At 73.7% G+C, this 23,337-nt stretch carries 20 protein-coding genes; 7 read left to right on the plus strand and 13 right to left on the minus strand.

The features are described from left to right. The first annotated feature begins 123 nt into the window (after positions 1-123). Positions 124-360, plus strand: a complete 237-nt coding sequence (locus tag BL253_RS09100) for a hypothetical protein (protein WP_076815462.1) — start codon at positions 124-126, stop codon at positions 358-360. A 114-nt stretch (positions 361-474) separates the two neighbouring features. On the opposite strand, the gene BL253_RS09105 is transcribed toward BL253_RS09100, so the two are convergent. The 8 genes from BL253_RS09105 to BL253_RS09140 form a co-directional block, all read right to left on the minus strand. Then, complete coding sequence (locus BL253_RS09105) at positions 475-2,196, minus strand: DEAD/DEAH box helicase (RefSeq protein ID WP_096335957.1); 1,722 nt, start codon at positions 2,194-2,196, stop codon at positions 475-477. Positions 2,197-2,714: 518 nt separating this feature from the next. Then, positions 2,715-4,151, minus strand: a complete 1,437-nt coding sequence (locus tag BL253_RS09110) for a glycosyltransferase 87 family protein (RefSeq protein WP_241834645.1) — start codon at positions 4,149-4,151, stop codon at positions 2,715-2,717. Positions 4,152-4,303: 152 nt separating this feature from the next. After that, entirely contained in the window at positions 4,304-5,563 is a 1,260-nt protein-coding gene (locus BL253_RS09115) for a DUF445 domain-containing protein (protein WP_076815464.1), read from the minus strand. Positions 5,564-5,685: 122 nt separating this feature from the next. Then, positions 5,686-7,509 (minus strand): cholesterol oxidase substrate-binding domain-containing protein, encoded by a 1,824-nt coding sequence (locus BL253_RS09120; protein WP_081438143.1) that lies wholly within the window; start codon positions 7,507-7,509, stop codon positions 5,686-5,688. 224 nt (positions 7,510-7,733) lie between these two features. Further along, a complete protein-coding gene (locus tag BL253_RS09125; protein WP_338013701.1) occupies positions 7,734-8,066 on the minus strand; it encodes a DUF6343 family protein in 333 nt (110 codons plus the stop codon). A gap of 262 nt (positions 8,067-8,328) precedes the next feature. Beyond that, on the minus strand, positions 8,329-9,018 hold the full coding sequence (locus BL253_RS09130) for a TetR/AcrR family transcriptional regulator (protein ID WP_076815466.1): 690 nt from the start codon (positions 9,016-9,018) through the stop codon (positions 8,329-8,331). A 150-nt stretch (positions 9,019-9,168) separates the two neighbouring features. Beyond that, on the minus strand, positions 9,169-9,918 hold the full coding sequence (locus tag BL253_RS09135; protein ID WP_076815468.1) for an enoyl-CoA hydratase-related protein: 750 nt from the start codon (positions 9,916-9,918) through the stop codon (positions 9,169-9,171). Positions 9,919-10,095: 177 nt separating this feature from the next. Next, positions 10,096-10,284, minus strand: coding sequence for a ferredoxin (locus BL253_RS09140; RefSeq protein ID WP_076815470.1), 189 nt, complete (start codon positions 10,282-10,284; stop codon positions 10,096-10,098). Positions 10,285-10,576: 292 nt separating this feature from the next. Here BL253_RS09140 and BL253_RS09145 point away from each other — a divergent pair, with 292 nt between their 5' ends. Continuing rightward, the gene (locus BL253_RS09145) at positions 10,577-12,040 is read left to right on the plus strand and encodes a class I adenylate-forming enzyme family protein (protein ID WP_076815472.1); all 1,464 of its coding nucleotides are present in this window, start codon (positions 10,577-10,579) and stop codon (positions 12,038-12,040) included. A 6-nt stretch (positions 12,041-12,046) separates the two neighbouring features. Here BL253_RS09145 and BL253_RS09150 read toward each other — a convergent pair whose 3' ends face one another. After that, positions 12,047-12,904, minus strand: coding sequence for a TetR/AcrR family transcriptional regulator (locus BL253_RS09150; protein WP_076815474.1), 858 nt, complete (start codon positions 12,902-12,904; stop codon positions 12,047-12,049). A 156-nt stretch (positions 12,905-13,060) separates the two neighbouring features. Between BL253_RS09150 and BL253_RS09155 the strand changes: the two genes are divergently transcribed. Beyond that, a complete protein-coding gene (locus tag BL253_RS09155) occupies positions 13,061-14,251 on the plus strand; it encodes a cytochrome P450 (RefSeq protein WP_076815628.1) in 1,191 nt (396 codons plus the stop codon). 11 nt (positions 14,252-14,262) lie between these two features. On the opposite strand, the gene BL253_RS09160 is transcribed toward BL253_RS09155, so the two are convergent. After that, positions 14,263-14,994: an LON peptidase substrate-binding domain-containing protein gene (locus tag BL253_RS09160; RefSeq protein ID WP_198946222.1), complete on the minus strand. Its 732-nt coding sequence runs from the start codon at positions 14,992-14,994 to the stop codon at positions 14,263-14,265. 44 nt (positions 14,995-15,038) lie between these two features. Next, positions 15,039-15,392 (minus strand): hypothetical protein, encoded by a 354-nt coding sequence (locus tag BL253_RS09165; RefSeq protein ID WP_076815632.1) that lies wholly within the window; start codon positions 15,390-15,392, stop codon positions 15,039-15,041. Positions 15,393-15,639: 247 nt separating this feature from the next. Here BL253_RS09165 and BL253_RS09170 point away from each other — a divergent pair, with 247 nt between their 5' ends. Next, positions 15,640-17,376, plus strand: coding sequence for a deaminase (locus tag BL253_RS09170; protein ID WP_076815476.1), 1,737 nt, complete (start codon positions 15,640-15,642; stop codon positions 17,374-17,376). A 16-nt stretch (positions 17,377-17,392) separates the two neighbouring features. Here BL253_RS09170 and BL253_RS09175 read toward each other — a convergent pair whose 3' ends face one another. Both BL253_RS09175 and BL253_RS09180 read right to left on the minus strand, forming a co-directional pair. Next, positions 17,393-19,735 carry a hypothetical protein gene (locus tag BL253_RS09175; protein WP_076815478.1) on the minus strand — a complete coding sequence of 781 codons (2,343 nt, stop codon included), beginning with the start codon at positions 19,733-19,735 and terminating at the stop codon, positions 17,393-17,395. Between the two features lie 186 nt (positions 19,736-19,921). Beyond that, positions 19,922-20,176, minus strand: a complete 255-nt coding sequence (locus tag BL253_RS09180) for a hypothetical protein (RefSeq protein ID WP_076815481.1) — start codon at positions 20,174-20,176, stop codon at positions 19,922-19,924. A gap of 187 nt (positions 20,177-20,363) precedes the next feature. On the opposite strand from BL253_RS09180, the gene BL253_RS09185 reads away from it, so the two are divergent. The 3 genes from BL253_RS09185 (at position 20,364) to BL253_RS09195 (ending at position 23,337) form a co-directional block, all read left to right on the plus strand. Then, entirely contained in the window at positions 20,364-21,350 is a 987-nt protein-coding gene (locus BL253_RS09185) for a Nif3-like dinuclear metal center hexameric protein (RefSeq protein WP_241834646.1), read from the plus strand. Between the two features lie 62 nt (positions 21,351-21,412). Continuing rightward, positions 21,413-22,156, plus strand: a complete 744-nt coding sequence (locus BL253_RS09190; RefSeq protein WP_076815482.1) for a zinc ribbon domain-containing protein — start codon at positions 21,413-21,415, stop codon at positions 22,154-22,156. Between the two features lie 8 nt (positions 22,157-22,164). Continuing rightward, complete coding sequence (locus tag BL253_RS09195) at positions 22,165-23,337, plus strand: bifunctional RNase H/acid phosphatase (RefSeq protein ID WP_076815636.1); 1,173 nt, start codon at positions 22,165-22,167, stop codon at positions 23,335-23,337.

Below are 23,337 nucleotides of genomic sequence, written 5' to 3' on the forward strand. Positions count from 1 at the left end.
TGGTGTCACGCGCGGTCATCGACGTAGCCGCGGCGGATTCGTGCCGCACGGTCACGACTACGCTTGATCCGCGGCTTTGCCGGTTGGGCGGCCGTCTGGGCGTATCCGCCGGGGGGAACGGACATGACCTTGAAGAAGTGCCCACGTCCGGAAAAGCAGGCGTACCCGACCGAGCAGGCCGCGCTGCGCCATCGCAACGACCTTCGCTTCCGTCGCGATGGTTCTTCCGATCTGGTCGCCTACCTGTGTACGTGCGGACTGTGGCACGTCGGCCACAGCCAGCAGCGCCTGGACGCCAGGATCAGCGCCGCGCTGCGCGGCAAGCGCCCGCTGCCGGGGGCCAAACGAAAAGCCTGGTAAAGCGAAAAGCCTGGTAGGCGGCCGGTCTTTCGGATCCGGCGGCCTACCAGGCCTGTAGCAGTGTCAGGACGTCCGCGGTGTCACCGGACGCCCGCTGTCACCGATGCCCCGTCGTCAGGACGTCGCGGCGGCGGGGGTGGGGCCGCCGTCGTGCGTGGGGTGGTCGGTGTGGTGGGGCCGGTCGAGGCGGGGGCCCCGGCGGGGCGCGCCGCGGCCGTCGCGGGACGTCCGGCCGCTTCCAGCCGTGCCGCGATGGCCGAAGCCGGCGCGGCCCGCGTGGTCACCGCCGCCCCGGCTCTCGCCGAAGCGGCTGCCCGCCTGGCGGCCCTCGCCCTGCCGGCTCTCACCGGGGCGGCCGGCGCCGCGACGGCCGTCGATCGCCTGCCGCGGCGGCGGGATCGAGCCCGGCTCGATCCTGGGCGCCGGCGGGCCGGCGATCTCGGCGACCAGTGGGTCGCCGGCACCGACCGGCGTGACGCGGGCTTCGACACCCGCCGTGCGCAGCATCGCGCGGACCTTGCCGCGGTCGGCGGCGACGGTGACGAGCACGTCCGCGCCGTCGGCGCCGGCCCGGGCGGTGCGCCCGCCGCGGTGCTGGTAGGTCTTGGCGTCCTCCGGCGGGCCGAGGTGCACGACCAGGCGGACGTCGTCGACGTGGATGCCGCGGGCGGCGACGTCGGTGGCGACCAGCACCCGGCGAGTGCCGTCGGCGAAGCCGGCGAGCGCCCGGGTGCGCGCGCCCTGCGGGAGGCCGCCGTGCAGCGGCTCCGCGGGCACGCCCGCGCGGGTCAGGTCCCTGGCCACGTGGTCGGCGTCGCGCTGGGTGCGCACGAAGACCAGGGTGCGGCCCTGCCCGCCGGCGAGCGCCGTGACGACCTCCAGCTGGCTCGTCTTGTCGGAGGCCTCCAGCGCGTGCCGGGTCAGCGTCGTGACCTGGCTGCTCTCCGGGTCGACGGCGACCAGCACCGGCTCGGGCAGGTAGTCCCGGACGAGCACCTCGACCTCGCGGTCCAGCGTGGCGCTGAACATCAGCCGCTGGCCGTTGGGCGACGTGGCGTCCAGGATCTGCCGGACGGCCGGCAGGAAGCCCAGGTCGCACATGTAGTCGGCCTCGTCGAGGACCGTGATCTCGACGTCGTCGAGCTGGCAGGCACCGCGCTCGACCAGGTCCAGCAGCCGGCCCGGGGTGGCGACGACGATGTGGACCCCGCGGCGCATGGCGGAGATCTGCCGGGAGATCGACGTTCCGCCGTAGACCGGGCGCAGCCACAGGCCGACCGCCCGCGACAGCGGGTCGAGCGCGTCGCTGACCTGCTGGGCGAGCTCCCTGGTCGGGACGAGGATCAGGCCCCGGGGGCGCAGCGGGGTGGCCGCGCCGCGCCCGGCGAGCTTGGTGAGCATGGGCAGGCCGAAGCCGAGGGTCTTGCCGGAGCCGGTCTTGGCCCGGCCGAGCACGTTCTCACCGGCCAGGACGTCCGGCAGCGCCGCCGCCTGGACCGGGAACGGCGCGGCGATGCCGCGTTCGGCCAGCGCCCGGACGAGCCGGGGAGGCAGGCCGGCGGCCTCGAACGACTCGACCGGCGGGCGCGGCTCGCGGGTCGGCAGTGCCGGGCGGACCGGCGCCGGGCGACGCCCGATGCCGCCGCCACCGCCATTGCCACCACGGCGCGGGCCGCTCGGGCGGCCGTGGCCGCTGTAGCCGCCGCCGGAACGGGACCGTCCGCCCGCCCGGGCCGGCCGGGCACCCGTCGCCGAACCGCCGAACGAGCTCCCGGAGGAGCTTGTGGTGTATGAGGAAGAAGCTTTGGAGTTGCTGGGGTGAGACAGTGGATCCACCGATCAGGTCGGGGCCACCTGCCCATGTGTCAACACGTGCCGGCGGCCGGTGTGCGCGCAGGCCGGCATCGCGAGAGAAACCGAGGAAACCCCCCGGGCCGACCGCACCACCCACCCAGGCGCCGCCCCGTCAGGGACCGCGCCAGCCGACCACTCCGTCGTCCTGTCCGTCCAGGCGATTTCCGCCAGACGGGACGAGACCAGACTTCGTGACTGCCAGGAAGCTGTCCCGAATGGTCAACTTCCCGATGATCCGCGCCGCCTGTGCCCCTTGGTCGAGCGAAGCTCGATACCGGGGGTCCGGGGGTCGCCCCCCGGGCAGACATCGCGGCCTCCGGGAAGCTGACCCGAAGGGCCAGCGAACAGGATGAGCCAGCGCGTGCTCGCACCGACCTAACGCCCGGCCGGGACCGCGTGGCTCGCGGGTGGCGCGGACGCATGACGGCGTGAGAGGCCGTCAGAGTTATCACCGTACATGCCCGACCGGCCTTACGCCGGATGGGTGGCGCGAGCGTGAGTTATTCGTCGTCCACTTGCGGCTCGACCCCGCTTACGGCTAGGCACGGCGCCGGCGGATTCCGCGGCGGCGACGGCGACGGCGATGGCGACGGGGACAGGCCGTGGACCTGCCGGGCGCCCCAGGCGGGCAGCGCGAGCAGGCCGAGCGTCACCAGGTAGGCGCCGGTCACCGCGTCGCCACCGTGGTGCGCGCGCGCCAGCGCCCAGCACAACTCCAGCCCGGCCACCGCGGGCACCGCGACCACCGCCGCGGGCACGGCGAGCGTGGCGAGCCGGCCGATACCGCGTTCGGCCGTGGCCCGGCGGGCGGCGCCCGCGAGCGGGCGGGCGGAGAGCGCGGACAGGACAAGGGCCGACACGACGAGGTCCGGCGGCGTGCTCAGGTGCGGGGTGACCAGCAGCCAGCTCACCACGGTCGCCGTGGCCAGCGCCCCGGCCCGCTCGCCGCCCTCCAGCACCAGCAGCGGCGCCGCGAGCAGCAGCAGGTAGTGGCTCCACACGATCGGCGACGCGAGCAGCGCCGCCGCGACCGTGGCGGCGAACAGCAGCCGGTCGTTGGCCGCCCCCCAGTCCCGCGTCCTCGCCCGCGCCGCGCGCCGCCCGAGGGCCCAGCAGGAAGCCAGCAGCGTGGCGGCCACAGCGCGCGCCACCCAGGTCGCCGGCGTGAGGCCCAGGCCCACGTTCATCAGCAGCCCGGTCAGGCTCAGGCCCGCCGGCGCCTCGGCGCGGGCGAGAACGCCCAGCATGTCGCTGTAGGTCGCGATGTCCACCGGGCTCGCCAGCTCGCCGACGCCGAACAGCGCGCCGAGGGCGCCGGCGGCGACCGCCGCGGCCCGCCACCGCCCGGTGAGCAGCAGCCACAGCGGCAGCGGTACCAGGAAGAGCTTGCTGTAGACGAGCAGCGCCGCGAGCCCGCCGGCGGCCACCGGACGGTCCCGCAGCCGCCACAGCGCCGCGAGCCCGGCGAACAGCGCCGCGTTCAGCGTCCCCATCTGCAGCCCGATGATCGTGCACGACGCCGCCAGCACCAGCGCGTACAGGCTCCAGCGCCGCGCCCCGGCCAGCCGGCAGCCGGCGAGCACCGCCAGCACGGACAGCCCGATGAACAGCGCCGCCGCGCCGCCGCGGGGCAGCCAGGCGAACAGGGCGAACGGGAACGCCACCAGGTACGGGTAGACGAACGCGAACCCGGAGTAGACGTCCGCCGAGCCGGGCCGCGGGTAGGGGTCGCGCCCGGCGGCGACGGCGGTGCCGGCCCGCAGGAACACGTCGATGTCGAAATGGACCAGCGGATGGACGTAGGCCACCCAGATGACCGCGACCAGCCCGGCCAGCGCCACCGGCGCGAAGGCCGGCCAACCGGCCGGCACCACCTGCCGGACCAGGAGCAGCGGGATACGTCGCGACGACGCGGCCGGCGCCCGCTCGGTCGTCACGCGTGCTGATGCTGCCAGACGAGCCACCCGGTGACGCGCCGAGCCTCCCGGAACGGCCTGTCGTGGCTTTTCCGGTGGGTGGACGGCGGATCTGTTGTCGGCGGCGCGTCTACGGGCGGCGCGTCTACGGGCGGGTCTACAGGGCGGTGGGTCTACAGGGCGAGCTCGGTGATGAGATGGATCAGGAGTCCGGCGAGCGCGCCGACGACGGTGCCGTTGATCCGGATGAACTGCAGGTCGCGGCCTACCTGCAGCTCGATGCGCCGGGACGCCTCGGCCGGCTCCCAGCGGGCGACGGTGTCGCCGATGATGGCCGCGATGTCGCCCTTGTACCGGCCGACCGCCCGGGTCGCGAGGTCCGCGGCGGTCCGGTTGACGGAGGCCGCCAGCTCAGGGTCGGCCGTGAGCTTGAAGCCGAGGCTGGCCAGGTGCGTGGTCGCCGCGCGGCGGGCGACGCCGCGCTCGTCGGTGGTCAGGTCCAGCAGGAGGCCCTTCGCCGTCTCCCACATCCGGGAGATCGCGTCGCCGGCGACCGGGGAGGCGAGCGCCCGCGCCTTGAGGTCCTCGACCCTGGCGCGCAGGTCCGGGTCGGTCTTCAGCTTGCCGGCCAGGTCGGCGAGGAAGCTGTCGAGGCTCTGGCGCATCCGGTGGTCGCGGTCCGCGCGCAGCGCGCCGACGAGCTTCACCGCCTCGGCGTAGACCTTGGCCGCGACCGCCTCGTTGAGCCACCGCGGCGCGAAGCCAGGAGCGCGGTCGAGCACGGCGTCGTGCACCGCGCTCGGGTGCTTGATCAGCCAGTCCTCGGCCTGTTCCAGGAGCACGTCGACGGCGCGGTGCTGCAGCCCGTCCTCCAGCGCCCGCTCGAGCAGGACGCCGAGCACCGGGGCCAGCGGCACGTCCACCAGCCGCGGCACGACCGACTTCTCGACCAGCTCGACGATCAGCTCGTCGTTCGCCCTGCGCAGGACCGACGCGAGCCGGGCCGCGACCTCGGCGCTGACCCGGTCGGCGTGGTCGGGCTGGCACAGCCAGGCGCCGACCCGGTTCGCCACCTCTATCTGGTTGACCTTGTCGCGGACGATCGTCTCGGTGAGGAAGTGGGTGGAGACGAACGACTGCAGGCCGCGGCCGAGATCGTCCTTGCGCTTGCGGATGATCGCGGTGTGCGGGATGGGCAGGCCCAGCGGGTGGCGGAACAGGGCGGTCACCGCGAACCAGTCGGCCAGCGCGCCGACCGTGCCCGCCTCGGCGCCGGACCGCACATAACCCACCCAGCCGGGCGCGTCGCGCCACAGCGAGGTCGCGATGTACACCGCGACCGCGAACGCCAGCAGGCAGGTGGCGACCGTCCGCATCCGGCGCAGCCCGGAGCGCAGCGCCGCCTGCTCCTGGTCCTCAGGCCCGCCGTCCACTCGTCCCCCCAGCTCGTCCCCCCGCGGCCGCTGGACGCGCCGCGCCGGGCATCCATGGTCGCTTCGGGCAACGATACGGCGGTGGCCGTGACGGACGCGGCGCGTCCGTCACGGCCACCGGCTCAGGGCAGGAGGGCGTCGAGCAGGGGGCTGGAGAAGACGCGGTTCGGGTCGTACGTGTCCAGAGTCGCGACCGCCGTGTCGAAGTTGTCCCCGCCGGGCTGGCCGGTCCGCAGCGAGTTCGGCACCGTGGTGCCGATCGCGGTGGTGTCGGCCCACGCGGCGCTGTTCGTGTAGCCCCAGCCCTTCGACCATTCCACCCGGGCTGAGGCATAGCTGCCGGAATAGTTCGAGAAGACCCAGGCCTCTACCTCGCGGTAGAACTGGTTCGCATACGGCGTACCGGGCACGGTGAGAATGTCCAGCCAGACCGCGACGTCCCATTCCGGATGGTCGGGCCGTGGCCGCAGCGCGGACAGCTGCGGCGAGCCGGCGCTCGGGACGCCGACGTCACCGGCGGTGTCGAGCCCGGTGACCCGAATCTCGACGGGCCCGTTCATCGGGTACTGGTTGTTGTTCCGGTATGTGGTCAGCTTGGTGTTGTAGTACGTGCAGAACTCGTTGATGACGCGCTGGATGTTCGACCGGCTGGTGAGGATCGCGTAGCCGTTGGYGGTGACGCGCAGCGTCGTCGGCCGGACATAGAGCAGCAGATCCTTCGACCAGCCCCAGATGTCCCAGGTCGAGGTGGTGATCAGGCCGGCGCCGACGACGGCGATCTGCGTCCCGCCGAGCGTCGGGGCGAGCTCCGGATGGCCGGTGGAGATCTGGCTGACCAGGTCGGTGATCGACGACGGCAGGCTGTCGGAGAACGAGTAGTTGTAGGGGCTCGAGACCTGGCGTGACAGCAGCGGCTTGTTCGGGCTGCGGCTCCACACCTTCAGCCACGGGTTGTCGGTGAACGGGAACCAGATCGCCTCGACCCGGCCGGCGGAGTTGACGTAGCTGGCGAACGTGCGCCCACTGGAGCCCTGCGCCGCGAACAGCTCCGTCCACGGAACGTTGAACCAGCTCTGGCAGCGCAGCCGCTGGTTGGCGCCGACCTGCAGCGTCACCTCGGTGAGGAAGGCGCGGCCCAGGTGCGCCAGGAACGCCTTCGACGCCGCCTCGGACCGGCTGAACGTGCGCAGCATGTACTGGCTGGTGGCGGAGTTCCAGACGACGGCGGTCAGCGAGGTGATCAGGTTAGACAGCGAACCGTAGGTGGTGCCGGGAACCCGGGTCTCGCCGCTGGCGGGGACGGCGGTGCCGTGCGCGTCGATCGCGAGCACGCCGCCGACGGTGAGGTCACCGGGCGCGGGGGTGGCGGTCAGGCCATAGCCGGCGGCCTGCAGCTGGGTGAGCAGGCTGTCCATGCTCACGCCGGTCTGCGCCCGGACGGTCGCCGGCGTCGACCCGGACGGGCCGGTGATCGTGACGGCGGTGAGGTGCTGGGTGGTGTCGACGAAGATGACGTTGTCACCAGACGACCCGACGGCGACGCTCAGCGGCGACCAGCCGTGCGCCATGCCGCGGGGACGGATCTTGTAGTTGTTCGCCCGGGCCCAGTTGGCGAGGGTCACCACGTCCGCGGGCGTCGCCGGCGCGCAGGTCCACACGCCGGTGACGTTGATCTCCCGCGACCAGTTCTGGAACGTCTGCCGGTACAGCGGGACCGACGCCGGGAAGTCCGGCGGCGCCGGCGGGTCGGCGTGGGCCGCGGCCACCTGGGCGACCGGTGCCCAGCCGACGGCGGTCACCGCCGCCGCGCCGAGCGCCCCCGCCAGGACCGCGCGCCGCGTCCCGCCACCCGCCACGTCCACCGGGCCGGCTAAGCCGGCGCCGTCCGCGTCCTCCCCGCTGCCGCCTGATTCCGCGCCGCCCAGGTCGTCGCGCCGTCGTCCCATCGCGGTCTCCTCCGTGCTCCGAGGGCCAGATCTGATGACCCGTCAGATAGTGGGAGCACGAAGGTAAGAGCGTGAGAGGAACAAGGTCAACGGTTTTGGGCGCACGTTCGCATAGCCGCTGGTCGTGGTCTCGAGATGCGGCGAGATATGGGGCCCGGTCCGCGTACGGTTCCTCGCGGTCGCCTGGCGGAAACCTTACGAGTACTCAGATAGCGGATGTATCGCTACCGTGGGTAGCTTCCGCTGCGGGTACGGTTCCCGGGCTGGGCGGCCGGGCCGAAGCCCGGCGGGCGCGAACGGCGATGCCGCCGCATCCGGCGACAGATCACGGCGAGGTCCACCAGCGCGGTGGCCCCGACGACGCAGAGCAGGATGGCGGGCACCGTCCAGCCGGCGGCGGCGAACAGCCCCGCGGCGACGCCACAGAACACCAGCCCGAACAACGCGAGCGCCGCCCGCAGCCGCATCGGGCTTCGGGCCGGCGCCGCGCCGGTGAATGCGGAGAACCTGCCGGCGGAGCGACGCGGCGCATCCGGCTGACGTTGGGGAGGAAGCATCCGAGTCACGTCGTCCGGTGTGCCCGGGACGCGCCCCCCGAACCACGTCACCCCTACTTCGCGCGGACGACCGTGACCAGCGAGTTCACCCCTGCCGCCCCCGGCGGTGGCACCCGCGACCTGATCGCTGTCTGTGCTCCGCTGTGGTCACGATCTGGCTCGGCGTCCGCTGGCAACGACGGCAGGGCGCAAACGGCGATCTGTGAGCGTCGTGGTGGTGCGATCCTGGCGGCTGGACGTTGGACGTCAGCCGGTGGGCTCCCTAGGTCTGGGCGTGTCGCCAGAGCTGGGTGACGATCTCTGGCCAGTCGTCGCCGCGGCGGGTGGCGATCCCGGCGAGCACGGTCATGATCTGATCGATCGGCTTCACCTCGGGGGGTGGGCCGTCGGTCAGCATCGCGCGCAGGTGCCCCAGGTCCGACGGGTCGCGCTGGGCGAAAACCCGCTGGTAGTCCAGCGCGATCGGATGGTTGGCCAGCTCGGTCTCCCGGTGGCGGATCTCGATGACCGCGGCACCCATCGCGCACTGCGTCACCAGGATGTAGGCCTCGAAGGCCTCGCGCGCCCCGAACCCCCGGCACACCAGCGCCGCGATCACGGTCTCCAGCGCGTCGACCATCCGGTCCAGGCCGAAGGCGCCGCTCATGACCTGGGTCAGCAGCGCGGGCGACTCGGCGAAGGTCCGCCGGATGACGTCCGCCCACTCCAGCAGCCACAGCGACCAGTGCTGGCCTCGGTCGACCGGCAGCGCGATCATCGCCGCGGACTCCTCGGCGGCCAGCCGCAGCAGGTCGTCGCGACCGCGCACGTAGTGGTAGAGCCCGGGGACGCTCACGCCGAGCCGTTCGGCCACCGAGCGCAGGCTGACCTGGTCGACGCCGATCTCGCCGGCGGCCCTGGCGATCGTCGCCCGGTCCATCCGGGGCGGCCGCCCCGCCCGACGCTCGACCATGCAACCCCCGCCGTCGTCCCCACCGCCGATCCGGATCGTCCGCCACTCAGTCTGACCGAGTGCACCTGATTCGTGGCGGAACGCGGCGGGCGAGGGTGGGAACGATAGCCGGGCATCGGCCAGAGGTGGTGGGGTGGTGGGGGAGGGCCCTTACCGCTTGGTGAGCCTGGCGATGGCGGCCTGGGCCTCGGGGGACCTCGAGGTGCGGGTGAAGACCTCGCCTTCCAGCGCCGCCGCCGCGTGCAGCTCGGCGATCGTCGTCTCGCCGTGCAGCAGCTTGCGGACCGCCGCGAGCGCGCCCGCGGGGCGGGTGAGCAGCGCCTCGACCCGGTCGGCGACCCGCGCCCGCAGCGCGTCGGCGTCCGGTAGCACCTCGGTGATGATCCCGGCCTCCAGCGCCTCCTGCGCGCTGAAGACATCCCCGAACAGCAGCAGCCTCGCCGCCCGCTGCGGCCCGGTGACCCGCGGGAGCAGCACCGACGACGCCGCCTCCGGCACGACCCCCAGGTTCACGAACGGCATTCCGAACTTCGACCGCGCGGTCGCGTACACCAGGTCGACGTGCAGCAGCATCGTCGTGCCGATGCCGATCGCCGCGCCGTCGACCTCGGCGACCAGCACCTTCGTCGTGTCGATGAGCGCCCGGATGAAGCGGGCGGTCGGGCCGCTCGGCTCGAGGACGTCGCGTTCGGCGATGTCGGCCAGCTCATTGCCGGCGGTGAAGGCGCCGCCGCTGCCAGTGAAGAGCACGACCCGGACGGACTCGTCGGCCTCCGCGCCGACCAGCGCGTCGCCGAGTGCCTGGTACATGTCCTGCGTAATCGCGTTGCGCTTGTCCGGCCGGTTGATCCGGACGGTCAGCACCCCGCCGGCTGCTTCGGTCTGCACGTGATCGGTCATGACCGTCTCCTACCAATGCTCGCTGGCGCCGCGCCCCGGCCCGTGGGCCACGCAACAGCACGACAGCGCTCTGGACACGACGCGGCGGGCCGAGCGCCGGATGACCCGGCGCCGGCCCGGCCGCATGGTGCGCCGTGAGGGTCGCCGGGCCCCAAGCCCCGCGGCGGCCCAGCCGAATCAGTCGACGAGCTTGATGGCCTGCTTCGGGCAGGAGCGCACGGCCTTCTCCAGGTCCGGACGCAGCGACTCGTCGGGCTCCTCCTCGACCGACAGGTACTCGTTGTCGTCCAGCTCGAACACCGACGGCACCAGCCCGACACAGATCGCGTTGCTCTCACAGACGTCCCAGTCGACTACGACCCGCATGATGACCCTCCTTCAGTGGTGATCCCGCAGTGGTGATCCCGCCGGTGCAGGAGCGCCGACGAGGCCTGCCTCTGGCGGCCCGTATCCCTTATCAAACCGCATATGCCCCGCCACGAGCAGGCTGCCCGCGCACCGGCTCGCCGGATCCCCGAGCCTCGGCCGGGTGGCGGCCCGCGGCGGCCGCCGCTGACGACCGCCACCGGCATGCTGGCATCTCCCACGAGCCGGGCGGCGGATCTGCCCGGTCGCCGACCGCGGGCCCGTGACACGCGGATTGGATACGTTCTGGTTCATGCTGGCGGAGACGGTGCGGGAGGCGGCTCGGCGGTTCGGGGACGCGGCGGCGTTCGTCGACCCGGACGGAACCCGGCTCTCGTTCGCGGCGCTGGACGCCGGTTCGGACGCGGTCGCGGCCGGACTCGCGGCTCGTGGGCTGGGCGCCGGCGACCGACTGGTCCTGCGGATCGCCTCGACAAGCCGCTACGTGCTCGCCTACGCCGCCGCCGCGAAGCTTGGCGCCGTCACCGCCGGGGTGAACCCGGTGCTCGCCCCGCCCGAGCAGGAACGGCTCGCCGAGCTCGCCGGCCCGGCCATCGTGCTCACGGACGGCGCGGAGGTCGACGAACTGGCCGCCCGCGGCGCGGCGGTGCTCGAGACCGGCTCGGCGACGGCCCCTGGCCCGTCGCCGGCCGACGAGGGCCGCCCGGTCGCGATCGTGTTCACCTCCGGTACGACCGGCCTGCCCAAGGCGGCCGTCTTCACCGAGCGGCAGCTGCGCGCCGTCACCCGGATCGACACCGGTGGCGTCTGGGCGCGGCGGCCCGGCGAGGCGACGATGGCGACCACCCAGTTCGCCCACGTCGGTTTCATGACCAAGCTGCCCTGGTACCTCCAGCGCGGTCACCGCATGCACATCCAGGGTCGCTGGCGGGCCCGGGACACCCTGGCGATGCTCGCCGAGCACCGGATGACGACCGTCAACGCCGTCGCCCCGCAGCTCGCGCTGCTGTTACGCGTCCCGGACTTCGACAGCTTCGACCTGAGCGCCGTCAGGCTGATCATCGCGGGCGCGGCGGCGTCGCCGCCGGCGCTCGTCGAGGAGGCCCGCCGCCGGCTCGGCGCCCCCTACAGTGTCCGCTACTCCTCCACCGAGTCCGGCGGCTGCGGCCTGGGCACCGCGCCGGACGCCGACGACGAGGAGGCGCTGTTCACGATCGGCCGGCCCCGTCCCGGCATCGCCTGCGAGATCCGTGACGACGACGGCCGCCCGGCCGGCACCGGCGACGTCGGCGAGCTGTGGCTGCGTACCCCGAGCGCGTTCGCCGGCTACTGGCGCGACCCGGCGGCGACGGCGGCGACGGTCGTCGACGGCTGGATCCGTACCGGTGACCTGGGCCGGATGGACGAGCGGGGCCTGGTCCGGCTGGTCGGCCGGCGCAAGGAGATGTTCATCCGCGGCGGCTACAACGTCTACCCGGCCGAGGTCGAGGCCGCGCTCGGCACCCATCCCGCCGTCGCCCAGTGCGCCGTCGTGCCCCGGCCCGACCCGGTGATGGGGGAGATCGGCGTCGCCGTCGTGGTCCCCCGCGACGGCGCCCGCCCGCCGACGCTCGCCGAGCTGCGCGACCATCTCGCGGGCCTCGTGGCGCGCTACAAGCTGCCCGAGGACCTGCGCCTGGCCGCCGACCTGCCGCTCACCGCCGTCCACAAGCTCGACCGTGCCACCCTCACGCGCCAGGTCCTCGCGACCACCTGACCGGGATCAGCCCGGCGCCGTCAGCCGCTCCCGGTTCCCGGGGACCTGGCTGGCCACGCCGTCGAGGAAGATCGCCGTGCTGTGGTCGAAGACGTCGTCCGCGGTGGCGCTGATGTAGCTGCCGCCGGCGGCGCGCAGGGCGGTGAACTGGTCGGCCGGCAGCCCGTCGAGAAGCTCGCCGAACCCGTCGGATCCCCTCGGCCCGCCCGAGTCCTGGCCACGGTGGACCCGCAGGAGCGCGTCGCTGGCCATGAGCTCCAGCATCGTGATGGTCGCGTAGCCCGCCTGGTCCGGAGCCAGGCCGGCCTCCAGGAACAGGCTCAGCGCCGCGTCGACGACGCGCAGCATGTTCGGGCCGTAGCCGCTCCTGCTCCGCGCGGACGGCGGCAGCGGCTGGTCGAGGCTGATCCGGCGGAAGTCGCGCATCAACGCCTCGACGTCGGCCCGCCAGCCACGGCCGGTGCGGTCGAGCCGGATGTCGCCCATGACGTGGTCGGCGATCAGCGCGATCAGCTCGTCCCGGCTGGCGATGTGCCGGTAGAGCGAGGCGATGGTGGTGTCGAGCCGCTCGGCGACGCAGCGCAGGGTCAACGCGTCGAACCCGCGCTCCCGCAGGACGTCCAGCGCGGCCTCGACGATGCGCTCCGAGGACAGCCCTCCCGGGCGCGGGCGCCGCCTGCCGGCGGACGCCGCCCGCTGTGCCCACCAGCGGGCGGACCCCGCCTCGGGCGGCGCGTCCCCGCACCCGGGCGCGGGTGGTCCTCCTGGCTCGAGGGGACCGGTGCCGCGCTCGTGCGTCGTCGCCTCGCGCTCAGGCGCGTCGAACCGGGTGGCACCGGTCTCCGCGAGTGATCGCCGCTCCATTCCACCATTCAAGCATCACCTCGGGTCCCGCCTTGACAGTTTGCGATCGACGATCGCATACTCCGTGAACCAGAAGGCGATCGGCGATCGCATAGCAGGCGGGGTGCGAGCCTTGGCGATCGCGGCGAGCGAGAGAAGGCCGGCGTGACCGAAGGCGTGACCGAGGATCTGTACTGGGATCCGTACGACAGGGCGATCGACCTCGACCCGCACCCGACGTGGCGGCGGATGCGGGACGAGCGGCCCGTGTACCGGAACGAGAAGTTCGACTTCTACGCGTTATCGCGGTTCGAGGACGTCGACGCGGCCCACCTGGACCCCGCCACCTACAGCTCCCGCTACGGCACGGTGCTGGAGATCATGACCCCGGAGCCGTGGGACACCGGGCAGATGATCTTCATGGACCCGCCGGTCCACACGACGCTGCGGGTGCTGGTCTCCCGGGCCTTCACCCCGCGGCGCGTCGGCGGGCTGGAAGGAGTCGTCCGCGAGGTCTGCGCACAGCTGCTCGACCCGCACGTCGGCGGCGGCGGGTTCGACTACCTCCAGGACTTCGCCGCGCAGCTGCCCTCCATCGTCATCTCCCGGCTCATCGGCGTCGACCCGGCCGACCGGGACGAGGTCCGCCACACGATCGACGAGACCTTCCACCACGACGAGACCGCGGGGATGGCCAACGAGACCGCCGTCGCCGCCGCCAGGAAGCTGCACGGGTACTTCGCCGAACAGATCGAGGCGCGCCGCGCCGCGCCCCGCGACGACCTGATGACCGCCCTCGTACAGGCCGAGGTCCGCGCCGCCGACGGCGGCACCCGCCGCCTGTCCACCCGCGAGGCCACCGACTTCACCGTCCTGCTCACCGCGGCCGGCACGGAGACCGTCGCCCGCTTCCTCGGCTGGGCCTGCGACCTGCTCGCCGCCCACCCCGACCAGCGGGCCGAGCTGGCCGCCGACCCGGCCCTCCTCCCGAGGGCCGTCGAGGAGACCCTGCGCTACGAGGCGCCCTCGCCCGTGCAGGGCCGGGTCACCACCCGGGACGTCGAGCTGCACGGCGTCACGATCCCGGCCAGGTCCAAGATCCTGCTGCTGACCGGCTCCGCCAACCGGGACGACCGCGAGTTCACCGACCCCGACACCTATGACATCCACCGTCGGTTCGACAGCCACGTCTCCCTGGGCCACGGCATCCACTTCTGCCTCGGCGCGGGGCTCGCCCGGCTGGAGAACCGGGTGGCGATCGAGGAGACCCTGAAGCGTTTCCCGACCTGGGAGGTCGACCACGCGAACGCCGTGCGCCTGCACACCAGCACGGTCCGCGGCTACCAGAAGCTGCCCATCGTGATCTGAGCCGGTCGGGGTCAGTTCAGGCTGGGCGGGATCCGGGCGAGGCCGGGGGAGCTGACCGTGGTGATCGTGGTCAGCAGGGCGAGCTCGCGGCGCAGCATGGCCTGCTCGGCGCGCAGCCTGCTCGCCGCGTCCGGGGCCTCGAGCAGCTCCTGCCGGTGCGCGATGTCCGGCACGACCGCGGCGGCGACCAGGTAGGATAGCGCCGCCGGCTCGTCGGGCAGGTCGGGCAGGCGGATCTCCAGCGCCTTCTTCTCGGCCAGCCTGGCGGTGTACTCGCGCAGCAGGCCCTGCACCGCCGGCACCAGCGCGACCGCGGCCTCGGTGTCACCGGCCCCGTCGGCCAGGTAGGCCACCTCGCCGATCAGGTAGGGCCGGCTCTCGGCGTCGACCGAGCGGATGGTGAAGCGGCGCTCCCCGACGGTCATCAGCGAGTAACGGCCGTCCGGGAGCCGCTGGGCCCGGCGCAGCACCGCGGTGCAGCCGACGTCGTGCAGCTCGGGGCGCTGCGGCCCGACCTCACGGCCGTGCCGGATCGCGACGACGCCGAACGCGCGCGGCGAGTCCTCGGGCAGGTCGAGCAGGTCGCCGACCAGCTCCCGGTAGCGGGGCTCGAAGATCTGCAGCGGCAGCAGCAGCCCGGGCAGCAGCACCGTTCCGAGCGGGAACAGCGCCAGCCGCTCGGTCGCCGGCTCGCCGTTCTGATCACCGGGCGCCTCACCTGGCCCCGTCGGTTCATCCGTCACACTCGCCGCCTCCGTCCCCTTCGTCCCATGGTCCCACGAGGGCGTCAGGGGAAGCGTCGGGTCAGCGGCTCGCGCTGATGGGCGGCCCGGGTGAAGAACCGGAGCGTGGCCCGCGCCGGCTCGGGCGTGGACCAGCGGGAGCTGACGACGGGCTTGACGGGCCGCGCGGCGCGGCGCGGCAGGAATGAGGCGTCCAGCCAGGCGACGTCCAGGCTGCCGCACCGCGGGCAGCGCTGGCCCAGTCTGGGCGGTGGTACCGGTACCGTCCGGCGGAAGTACATCTCATGGACGTCACCCTCGTAGCCGGTCCACCGGACCACGTCGTAACTCTGCCGCCACTCCAGCTGGCAGTGCCCGCACGTGAACTGCCCCTCGATCGGTGTCCGCTCGACTTCCATCGCGACCTCCAGGCGCGCGACCTGACGCGTTCGCGGAGCCGGGCGCATCGGTCACCGGCCCTGAACAGGGATGCCCGGGGGTATCTCCCGCCAACCAGGCCGGGGCGCACGGAACAGCGAACCCGGGTGGACCGGGGTAGTAGTGGGAGAGGCCGCGTTGCGGGACCGGCGGGGACGCTGACAGGGTGGGCTGACAGGGTGGACAGAACGCGCCGTCCGACCGGGACGCCGAGCCGGCAAGGAGATCATGGCGGACGACGAGGGCGGGTGCCGGATCGGGCTTGCCGAGCACCTGCGTACACCGGAGCTGATGTTCGGGATCGTGCGGACCGTCGGCACGGAGACGGCGCCGGTGCTCCAGGAGCTGCACGCCGCGCTCGCGGCCGCGAACTACCTGGTCTTCCGGATCGACCTCGATGCCCTGCTCACGCAGCTGGAACCCGGCGGCGACGCCGGGACGGCCGGTGCGGCGGATGTCGCGGATGTCGTTCCCGGCGAGGCTCCGGGTCCGGTGGACCGGCTGGCGGACGAGCCGACGCGGCGTGAGCTGCTGATGGACGCGGGCGACCAGCTGCGGGCGCGGCTGGGCCGGGCCGACGCGGTCGCGCTCGTCGGGGTGCGTGAGATCCACGAGATCCGCGGCGGCGACGGCATCGACCACACCCRCCCCCGCGCGTTCGTCCTGGACAGCCTGACCCACCGGGCCGAGGTGGAGACGCTGCGCCAGATCTACGGCAGGCGCGCCTTCTTCATCGCCTGCGACGCGCCGCGCCCGGAGCGGGCGAGGATGCTCGCGCAGCTGTTCGAGCGCAGCGCCGGGCTCGCCGCGACCGACGCCGAGCGGGCCGCGACCCATGCCGTGGACCGCGACTTCGGCCTGGCGACCAGCCTGGCCTCGTCGCCGGTCCCGCGCGGGCTGCGGCTGTCGTCGTCGGCGGCGCTGGAGCGCTGCGACCTGTTCGTCCGCTGCGACGACCCGACGCAGACCCGCCGGCACGTGCGTCGTCTGGTCGAGTGCATCCACAGCCACCCGTTCCACACGCTGACGATGGACGAGCTGGGCATGGCCGCGGCCTACCGGGGCTCGCTCACCACGGCGGTGCTGGCCCGCCGCGTCGGCACGGCGATCATGGTGGACGAGCAGATCGTCGCGGTCGGCGCGAACGAGGTGCCGAAGGCCGGCGGCGGCTATTACCACACCGAGAGCCAGCCGGACGGGCGCGAGTTCATGGCCGGCCTGGACGCCTCCGACGGCATCCGGGCGCAGATCCTCGCCGACCTGCTGGCCCGGCTGCGCACCGGCTGGTTCACGCCCGAGCTGCGCCAGCGCACCGTGGCCGAGCTCACCGAGCTGGCCATCAACGACGAGAACATCCGCGACGCGGACCTGTTCGATGTCATCGAGTACGGCCGTACCACCCACGCCGAGATGGTGGCGATCACCTCGGCCGCCCGCCGCGGGATCGCGATCGAGGGCGGAACCCTCTACAGCACCACGCTGCCCTGTCACGAGTGCACCCGCAACATCATCGCCTCGGGCCTGGCCAGGGTCGTCTACCTGGAGCCGTACCACAAGAGCAAGGGTGGCGAGCTGCACCGCGACGCGATCGACCTGTTCCCCGAGCCGACCGCGCGCACCGACCGGGTGTCGTTCGAGCCGTTCTCCGGCTTCTCCCACCACCGCCTGTCGGACCTGTTCTCCTGGGTGCCGCGCAAGGCCGACGACGTGCGGCGCGCCGGCGGCGAGCGGATCCGTCTCGACGGCCGCGCCGTGATCTGGCGCGCCCACGAGGCGGCGCTGCGTCCCAGCATCAGCGATCCGGCGTTCGCCGAGACCGACGGCCTGACCCGCCTCGTCACCGAGATGCGGGTCCTCACCGCCCTCCCCGGCCCCCGCCCCCGCTCCGCCTGCACCCCCTTGAAAGACCTGGAGGCGCTCCTCGACACCATCGCCTCCACCCTGGACAACGGCGGGGCGCCCTAGCGCCCCGCGATCCGTCTCAGGCGATGCGGCTGGTGGGGCTCCAGGTGCCGGCGGTGTCGCGGAAGAGCTGGTGGAGGCGGTCGCCAACGCGGGCGACGACCTCCAGGTGGCCCTGGAAGGTGCTCTGGATCATCGTGACCGCGTCGACGCGGCCCAGGTTCGTCGCGAACGGGCGCGGGCCGCTCCACGGGGTGAGGAAGGCGCTGTTGTTCCGCCAGTAGTGGATCAGCCCGCTGTTCGCGCTCGGCACGACGACCTCGAAGTTGCGTGACGCCCCGAACACGCTCTCGATCATCGCCGGGTTGCCGCCCACACCGTCCGCGAAGGCGACGGTGACATGCCAGGCGGCCGCCGAGGTCTGGTCACGCCAGATGTGCAGCAGCCGGGTGCCCACCCGGACGACGGCCTCCAGGCTGCCGACCCCGCCGCCGCGGCTGCCCTGGATGAGGCTGACGGCGTCGACGTGGCCGAGCTCCGGCAGGACCTGGCGCGGGTTGCTCCAGGGGAAGCCGAAGACGTCGTGGTTGCGCCACATGTGCATGAGGCCGACGCCGGTGGACGGGAACAGCATCTCGAAGTTGCCCCGGGAGCCGTAGCGGCTCTGGATCAGCGAGTGCGTGCCGGCGGCGCCGGTGGCGATCCGGGTCGGCTTCGACCAGGCGAACGCGCCGGTGCTGTCCCGCCACACGAACTGCAGGTCGCCGCCGGCCCGGACGACGGCCTCCAGCGGCCCGGGATTCTGCAGGGTGCTCTGGACCATCGACACGGCGTCGAGGCGGCCGAGCACCTGCGCGGTCTGGAACGGGTCCTCCCAGGGGAAGCCCGGCTGGTCGAAGTTCTCCCACCGGTGGGTGAGCCCGGAGAACGACGACGGGGTGACCAGCTCGAAGTTGCCGAGCTGGCCGAGTCCCTTGGCCTGGACGAGGGCCGGGTTGCCGCCGGCGCCCCGGCCCCAGCCGACGTGCGCCGGGGTGTACCGGCAGAAGTTGAACGTGTTGCCGCGCATCAGGCAGTCGACCGGGGCGGCGGCGCAGGCGTCACAGTTGCCGTTGGGGACCCCGAACCGGCCCCACGCGCCACCGCAGTCGCAGCCCGACGAGGCGTACTCGTCGACCGCGCCGAAGATGTGGCACGACTCGTGGGCGAGCACCCGGTCGAGGTTGTCCGGGCCCCAGCCGTCGTTGTCATACGTCGCCACGAGCCGAGGCCCGCCGATGGCCGCGTAGGCGAAGTAGCGCACCGGGTACTTGGTGACGAACAGGACGTAGCCCCAGCGGGTGCCTAGCCGGCCGCGGACCTCGTCGGCGTGGTCGTAGACGCCGTCGAAGTTCGCCTGATAGCCGAGCTTGGCCATCGTCGGGTCGCGCCAGTACGCCTCCAGGTCGTCCTGGGACGGGTCGGCGGCCCGGTCGAGCCGGACGATCTGGATGTCGTAGCTGAACGACACCTCGGCGGCCGGGTTGGCGGCCGCGAGCCAGGACAGGCCGTTCTGCACCTCGGCGACGACCTTCGTCCGCTCGGCCGCGGTGAACTGCAGGTCGGCGGTGGGCCCCTCGATGAGGACCAGGCCGACGGCGACGCTGCCCTCCAGGTAGGAGCTCAGGGGCGCGGCGCCCGCGTCGCCCTGGGCGGGGGTGCCGTCGGGTGCCGTCGTGGCGCCGGCGGAGCGGGACGCGGCCTCGGCGGTCACGTCCGCGGCGTGCACCCGGGTGGGCGCGATGTGCGCCGGCAGGTCCGTGACGGCCAGGGCGCTGGGCGCCTGGACGGCCGTGGTGTCCGCGTCCGCGTCGCCCGCGGGCGTGGACGCGGGTGGGGCCGGCGGCCGGACGCGCGCGGCGGCTCCTCGTGGAGGCGCGATGTCGGTGCAGGCGTGCTCCATGTCCCACAGCTGCCCGTCGCGCGGGCGCTCCTGCTTGCCTCGCCGGTAGGCGACGCTCGCCCGCAGCCGGAACGCCTCGAGGCCGAGGGTCTCGGTCCGGTCCAGCCCGGCGGCGAGGCCCGTCGTCGCGACGACCGAACCGTCGGTCGAGCGGAGGGCGGCACGATCGTGCTGGTCATCCGTCGCGGCCGTGGCCCGCGGCGTCGCCCGCTCCGCGGCCGCCGGCTGGCCACCGGCGCCGGGAGCGCCGAACGCGCCGAGGACCTGGACCCGCCCGTAGCGGTGCAGGACGCGCTCGCCGGCGGCGAGGGCCGCGGGGCCCGCCTGGTCCGCGCCCGCGGGCTCGGCGTGGGAGCCGGCGGCCGGCGTGGCCGGCTGATCGTCAGATGCCGCCCGCAGGCCGGCTCCGCCCGCCCCAGAAGACCCGGTGGCGCCGGGCGCGATCAACACCCGCTCGTCGGCCGGAACATCCCCCGCCATAGTCGATCCTCTGTCCTTTCGTGGATGAGCAGTGGGGAGCGCTGTGGACTGCTGTCGGGATTTGTATCGTGCCCCTCCGTGCCGGACGGGCACTTTCGCCTTACTCGGCAGGTATCGACAGCCGGGAGGCGTGCTCGGAGGGTCGTCCCGGGGCGTGGCAGGTTGTTGCCAATCCCGCCGTCGTGGTCAGGCGGGCGGGAGGCGGTGCTGCGGCCCGCCACCGGTGGAGGGCCCGGATGTCATGTCCGGCCAGCCAGGCATCTGCATGGGCATCGCCGGTGGAATAGCCCCAGCTCCRCCCTGCGCGGCGGCCTGCGCGCTCATGGCCTCGGAGACCTTGCGCATGATCGCCTCGACCAGGCGCACCGCCTGTCCAGTGGCCAGGTTGAGCACGATCTCGGAGTCACCGGCGACCTGGAAGCGCACCGACACGTCGGCCATGTGGCCGTCTCCCTTCGTCGTGGATGTTCTGGGTCCCAGACTGCCCAGCACGTTTGCCGTGAAGTGTGGAGCCGTCCCTGGCGCGAGGAAACAGACGATGCGCCTCGTTTGACCCGGACAGTCCGCACCGCAAGTGAACTTACGGCGTTGCGATTTGCGGTATCCGCCCCCCGGTAGGGTCGCGCTGATGAACAACCACGTGGACACGACGGGTGACGACGCGGGCGCTACCGACGTGGTCACCGCCGGCCCCGTGGACGCCCCCGCCCGCGGCGCCGGGACGGCCGCCAGCGGGGGCACCGCCACCGCCGGTACCCCCGCCGCGACCGCTACCCCCGGGGTCGTGACCGTCGCCGACTGCGTCGCCGCGATCGAGGACGCCTACCCGCCCGGGTTCGCCGAGTCGTGGGACGCCGTTGGACTGTCCGTTGGCGACCCGGGCGCGCGCGTGGGCCACGTCCACTTCGCCGTCGACCCGACCGTCGAGGTGGCCGCCGAGGCGGCGGCGCTCGGCGCGGGCCTGCTCGTCACCCACCACCCGCTGTTCCTGCGCGGCGTGCACGGCGTCGCGGCGACGACCGCGGGCGGGCGGGTCGTCACCACCCTCATCCGCGCCGGGACCGCGCTGTTCACCGCCCACACGAATGCCGATGTGGCCTGCGCCGGAGTCAACGACGCGCTGGCCGCGGCGCTAGGTCTCACCGACGTGCGCCCGCTCGCCGAGGGTCGGGACCACCCGGGGCTCGGCCGGCTCGGCGAGCTGCCCGCGCCGGAGCCGCTGTCGGCGTTCTGCGCCCGGGTCGCCGCGGCGCTGCCGGTGACCGCCGGCGGCGTGCGGGCCACCGGCGACCCGGACCGGCCGGTGCGCCGGGTCGCGGTCTGCGGCGGCTCCGGCGGGGAGCTCGCCGCCGCGGCCGCCGCCGCCGGCGCGGACGCCTTCCTCACCGCCGACGGGCGCCATCACCACGTGCTCGACGCGGTCGCGGCGCACGACGTCGCGATCGTGGACGTCGCCCACTGGGCGAGCGAGTGGCCCTGGCTCGACCACGCGGYCGAGCGGCTTGTCGCCGCGTTGTCCGCCACCGGCCGTACCGTGGTCACGTCGGTGTCGACACTCGTCACCGACCCGTGGCGGCTGCACGTCCCCCAGGGCACGCGACCCGTGACGCCCTAGCCGGCTCCGCCGCGCCCCGCACCTGTCCCTGCCCGACCCGCGAAGCTCGCCGCGAGGAGACCATGAAGGCCGATCCAGCCACCCAGCTCCGTCTCCTCGACCTACAGGCCCTCGACTCGGGCCTGGACCGGCTGGCGGCCCGGCGCCGCGACCTGCCCGAGCTCGCCGTCATCGCCGAGCGCACCAAGGTCATCGACTCGCTGCGCGCCGACATCGTCCGGGTCGAGACCGAGATCTCCGACCTGGCCCGCGGGCAGCGCAAGCTCGACGACGAGATCGACCTGGTGCGTTCCCGCGCCGACCGCGACCGCCGCCGGCTGGACGCCGGCCAGGTCAGCAACGCCCGCGAGCTGGAGAACCTGCAGTCGGAGCTGGCCTCGCTCGCCCGCCGGCAGGGGGTGCTGGAGGACGAGGCGCTGGAGAAGATGGAGGCGGCCGAGGAGCTCGACGCGCGGCTGGCGAAGCTCGTCGCCGAGCGCGACCGGGTCCAGGCCGAGCTGGACAGCTCGGCGGCCCGCCGCGACGAGGCGTTCGCCGAGATCGACGCCCAGGCCGCGGGTACCCGCAAGGAGCGCGAGACGCTCGCCCCGGTGCTGCCGGCGCCGCTGGTGACCCTCTACGAGCGGATCCGGTCGACGTCGAACGGCGTGGGCGCGGCGAAGCTGGTGCGCCGCCGCTGCGAGGGCTGCCACCTGGAGCTCTCCGGCGCCGACCTGCGGACCGTCGCGGCCAGCCCGGCCGACGAGGTGGTCCGCTGCGAGGAGTGCCGGCGCATCCTCGTCCGGACCGCCGAGTCGGGGATCTAGTGGCGGCGGTGGCGACGAGCGCGCGGGTCGTGATCGAGGCTGACGGCGGGTCCCGGGGCAACCCCGGCCCGGCCGGCTACGGCGCGGTGGTCCGCGACGCCGAGAGCGGCGCGCTGCTCGCCGAGCGGGCCGGCGCGATCGGTGTCGCGACGAACAACGTCGCCGAGTACCAGGGCCTGATCGCCGGCCTGCGCGCCGCCGCCGAGGTGGCCCCGGACGCCGAGGTCGAGGTCCGGATGGACTCCAAGCTCGTCGTCGAGCAGATGAGTGGCCGCTGGAAGATCAAGCACCCGTCGATGCGGCCGCTGGCCGCCGAGGCCGGCCAGCTCGCCACCGCCCGGCCGGCACCGGTCCGCTACCGCTGGATCCCCCGGGAGCGCAACAAGGACGCCGACCGGCTCGCGAACGAGGCGATGGACGCGGCCGCCGCCGGCCGCGTCTGGGAGCCCTCGACGCCTCAGTTCCCGGATCCGGAGCCGACCCCCGCGCCGACGACCCGGCGGCTGTCGGGCTGGGTGGCTCCGCCGGCGCCCGCCACCTGGACGGTGCTGCTGCGCCACGGGCAGACCCCGGTCTCGATCGAGAAGCGCTTCGGCGGGACCGTCGACGCGCCGCTGACCGACGTGGGCCATGACCAGGCGGCCGCCGCGGCCGAGCGGCTGCGCGGCGAGGCGTTCGACGCGGTGATCTCGTCGCCGCTCAAGCGCGCCCGCCAGACCGCCGAGGCGGCGTACGCCGGCCTGGTCCCGGCTCCGAGCCGCGACGAGGTCGCGTTCGTCGTCGACGAACAGCTGCGGGAGACCGACTTCGGCGCCTGGGAGGGCCTGACGTTCGCGGAGGCGCGCGAGCGCCACCCCGACGAGCTGTCCGCCTGGCTCGCCGACCCGGCCGTCCCGCCGCCCGGCGGGGAGAGCCTCGCGTCGACGATCGAGCGGGTCGACGCCGCGCTCACGGCCCACCGCGAGGCCTTCCCCGGCGGCCGGCTGCTCGTCGTCACCCACATGGGGCCGATCAAGTCGGCGKCGTCGCTGGCGCTCGCGGCCGGGCCCGCCGTCTTCTACCGGCTGCACCTGGACCTGGCGTCACTGACGACGATCGCGTGGTACCCCGACGGCCCCGCCGTCCTGCACGCGTTCAACGACATCAGTCATCTCCCCACGGACGCCCTCGCCGGCGAATAG

The organism is Pseudofrankia asymbiotica, assembly GCF_001983105.1.
GTDB classification, from domain to species: domain Bacteria; phylum Actinomycetota; class Actinomycetes; order Frankiales; family Frankiaceae; genus Pseudofrankia; species Pseudofrankia asymbiotica.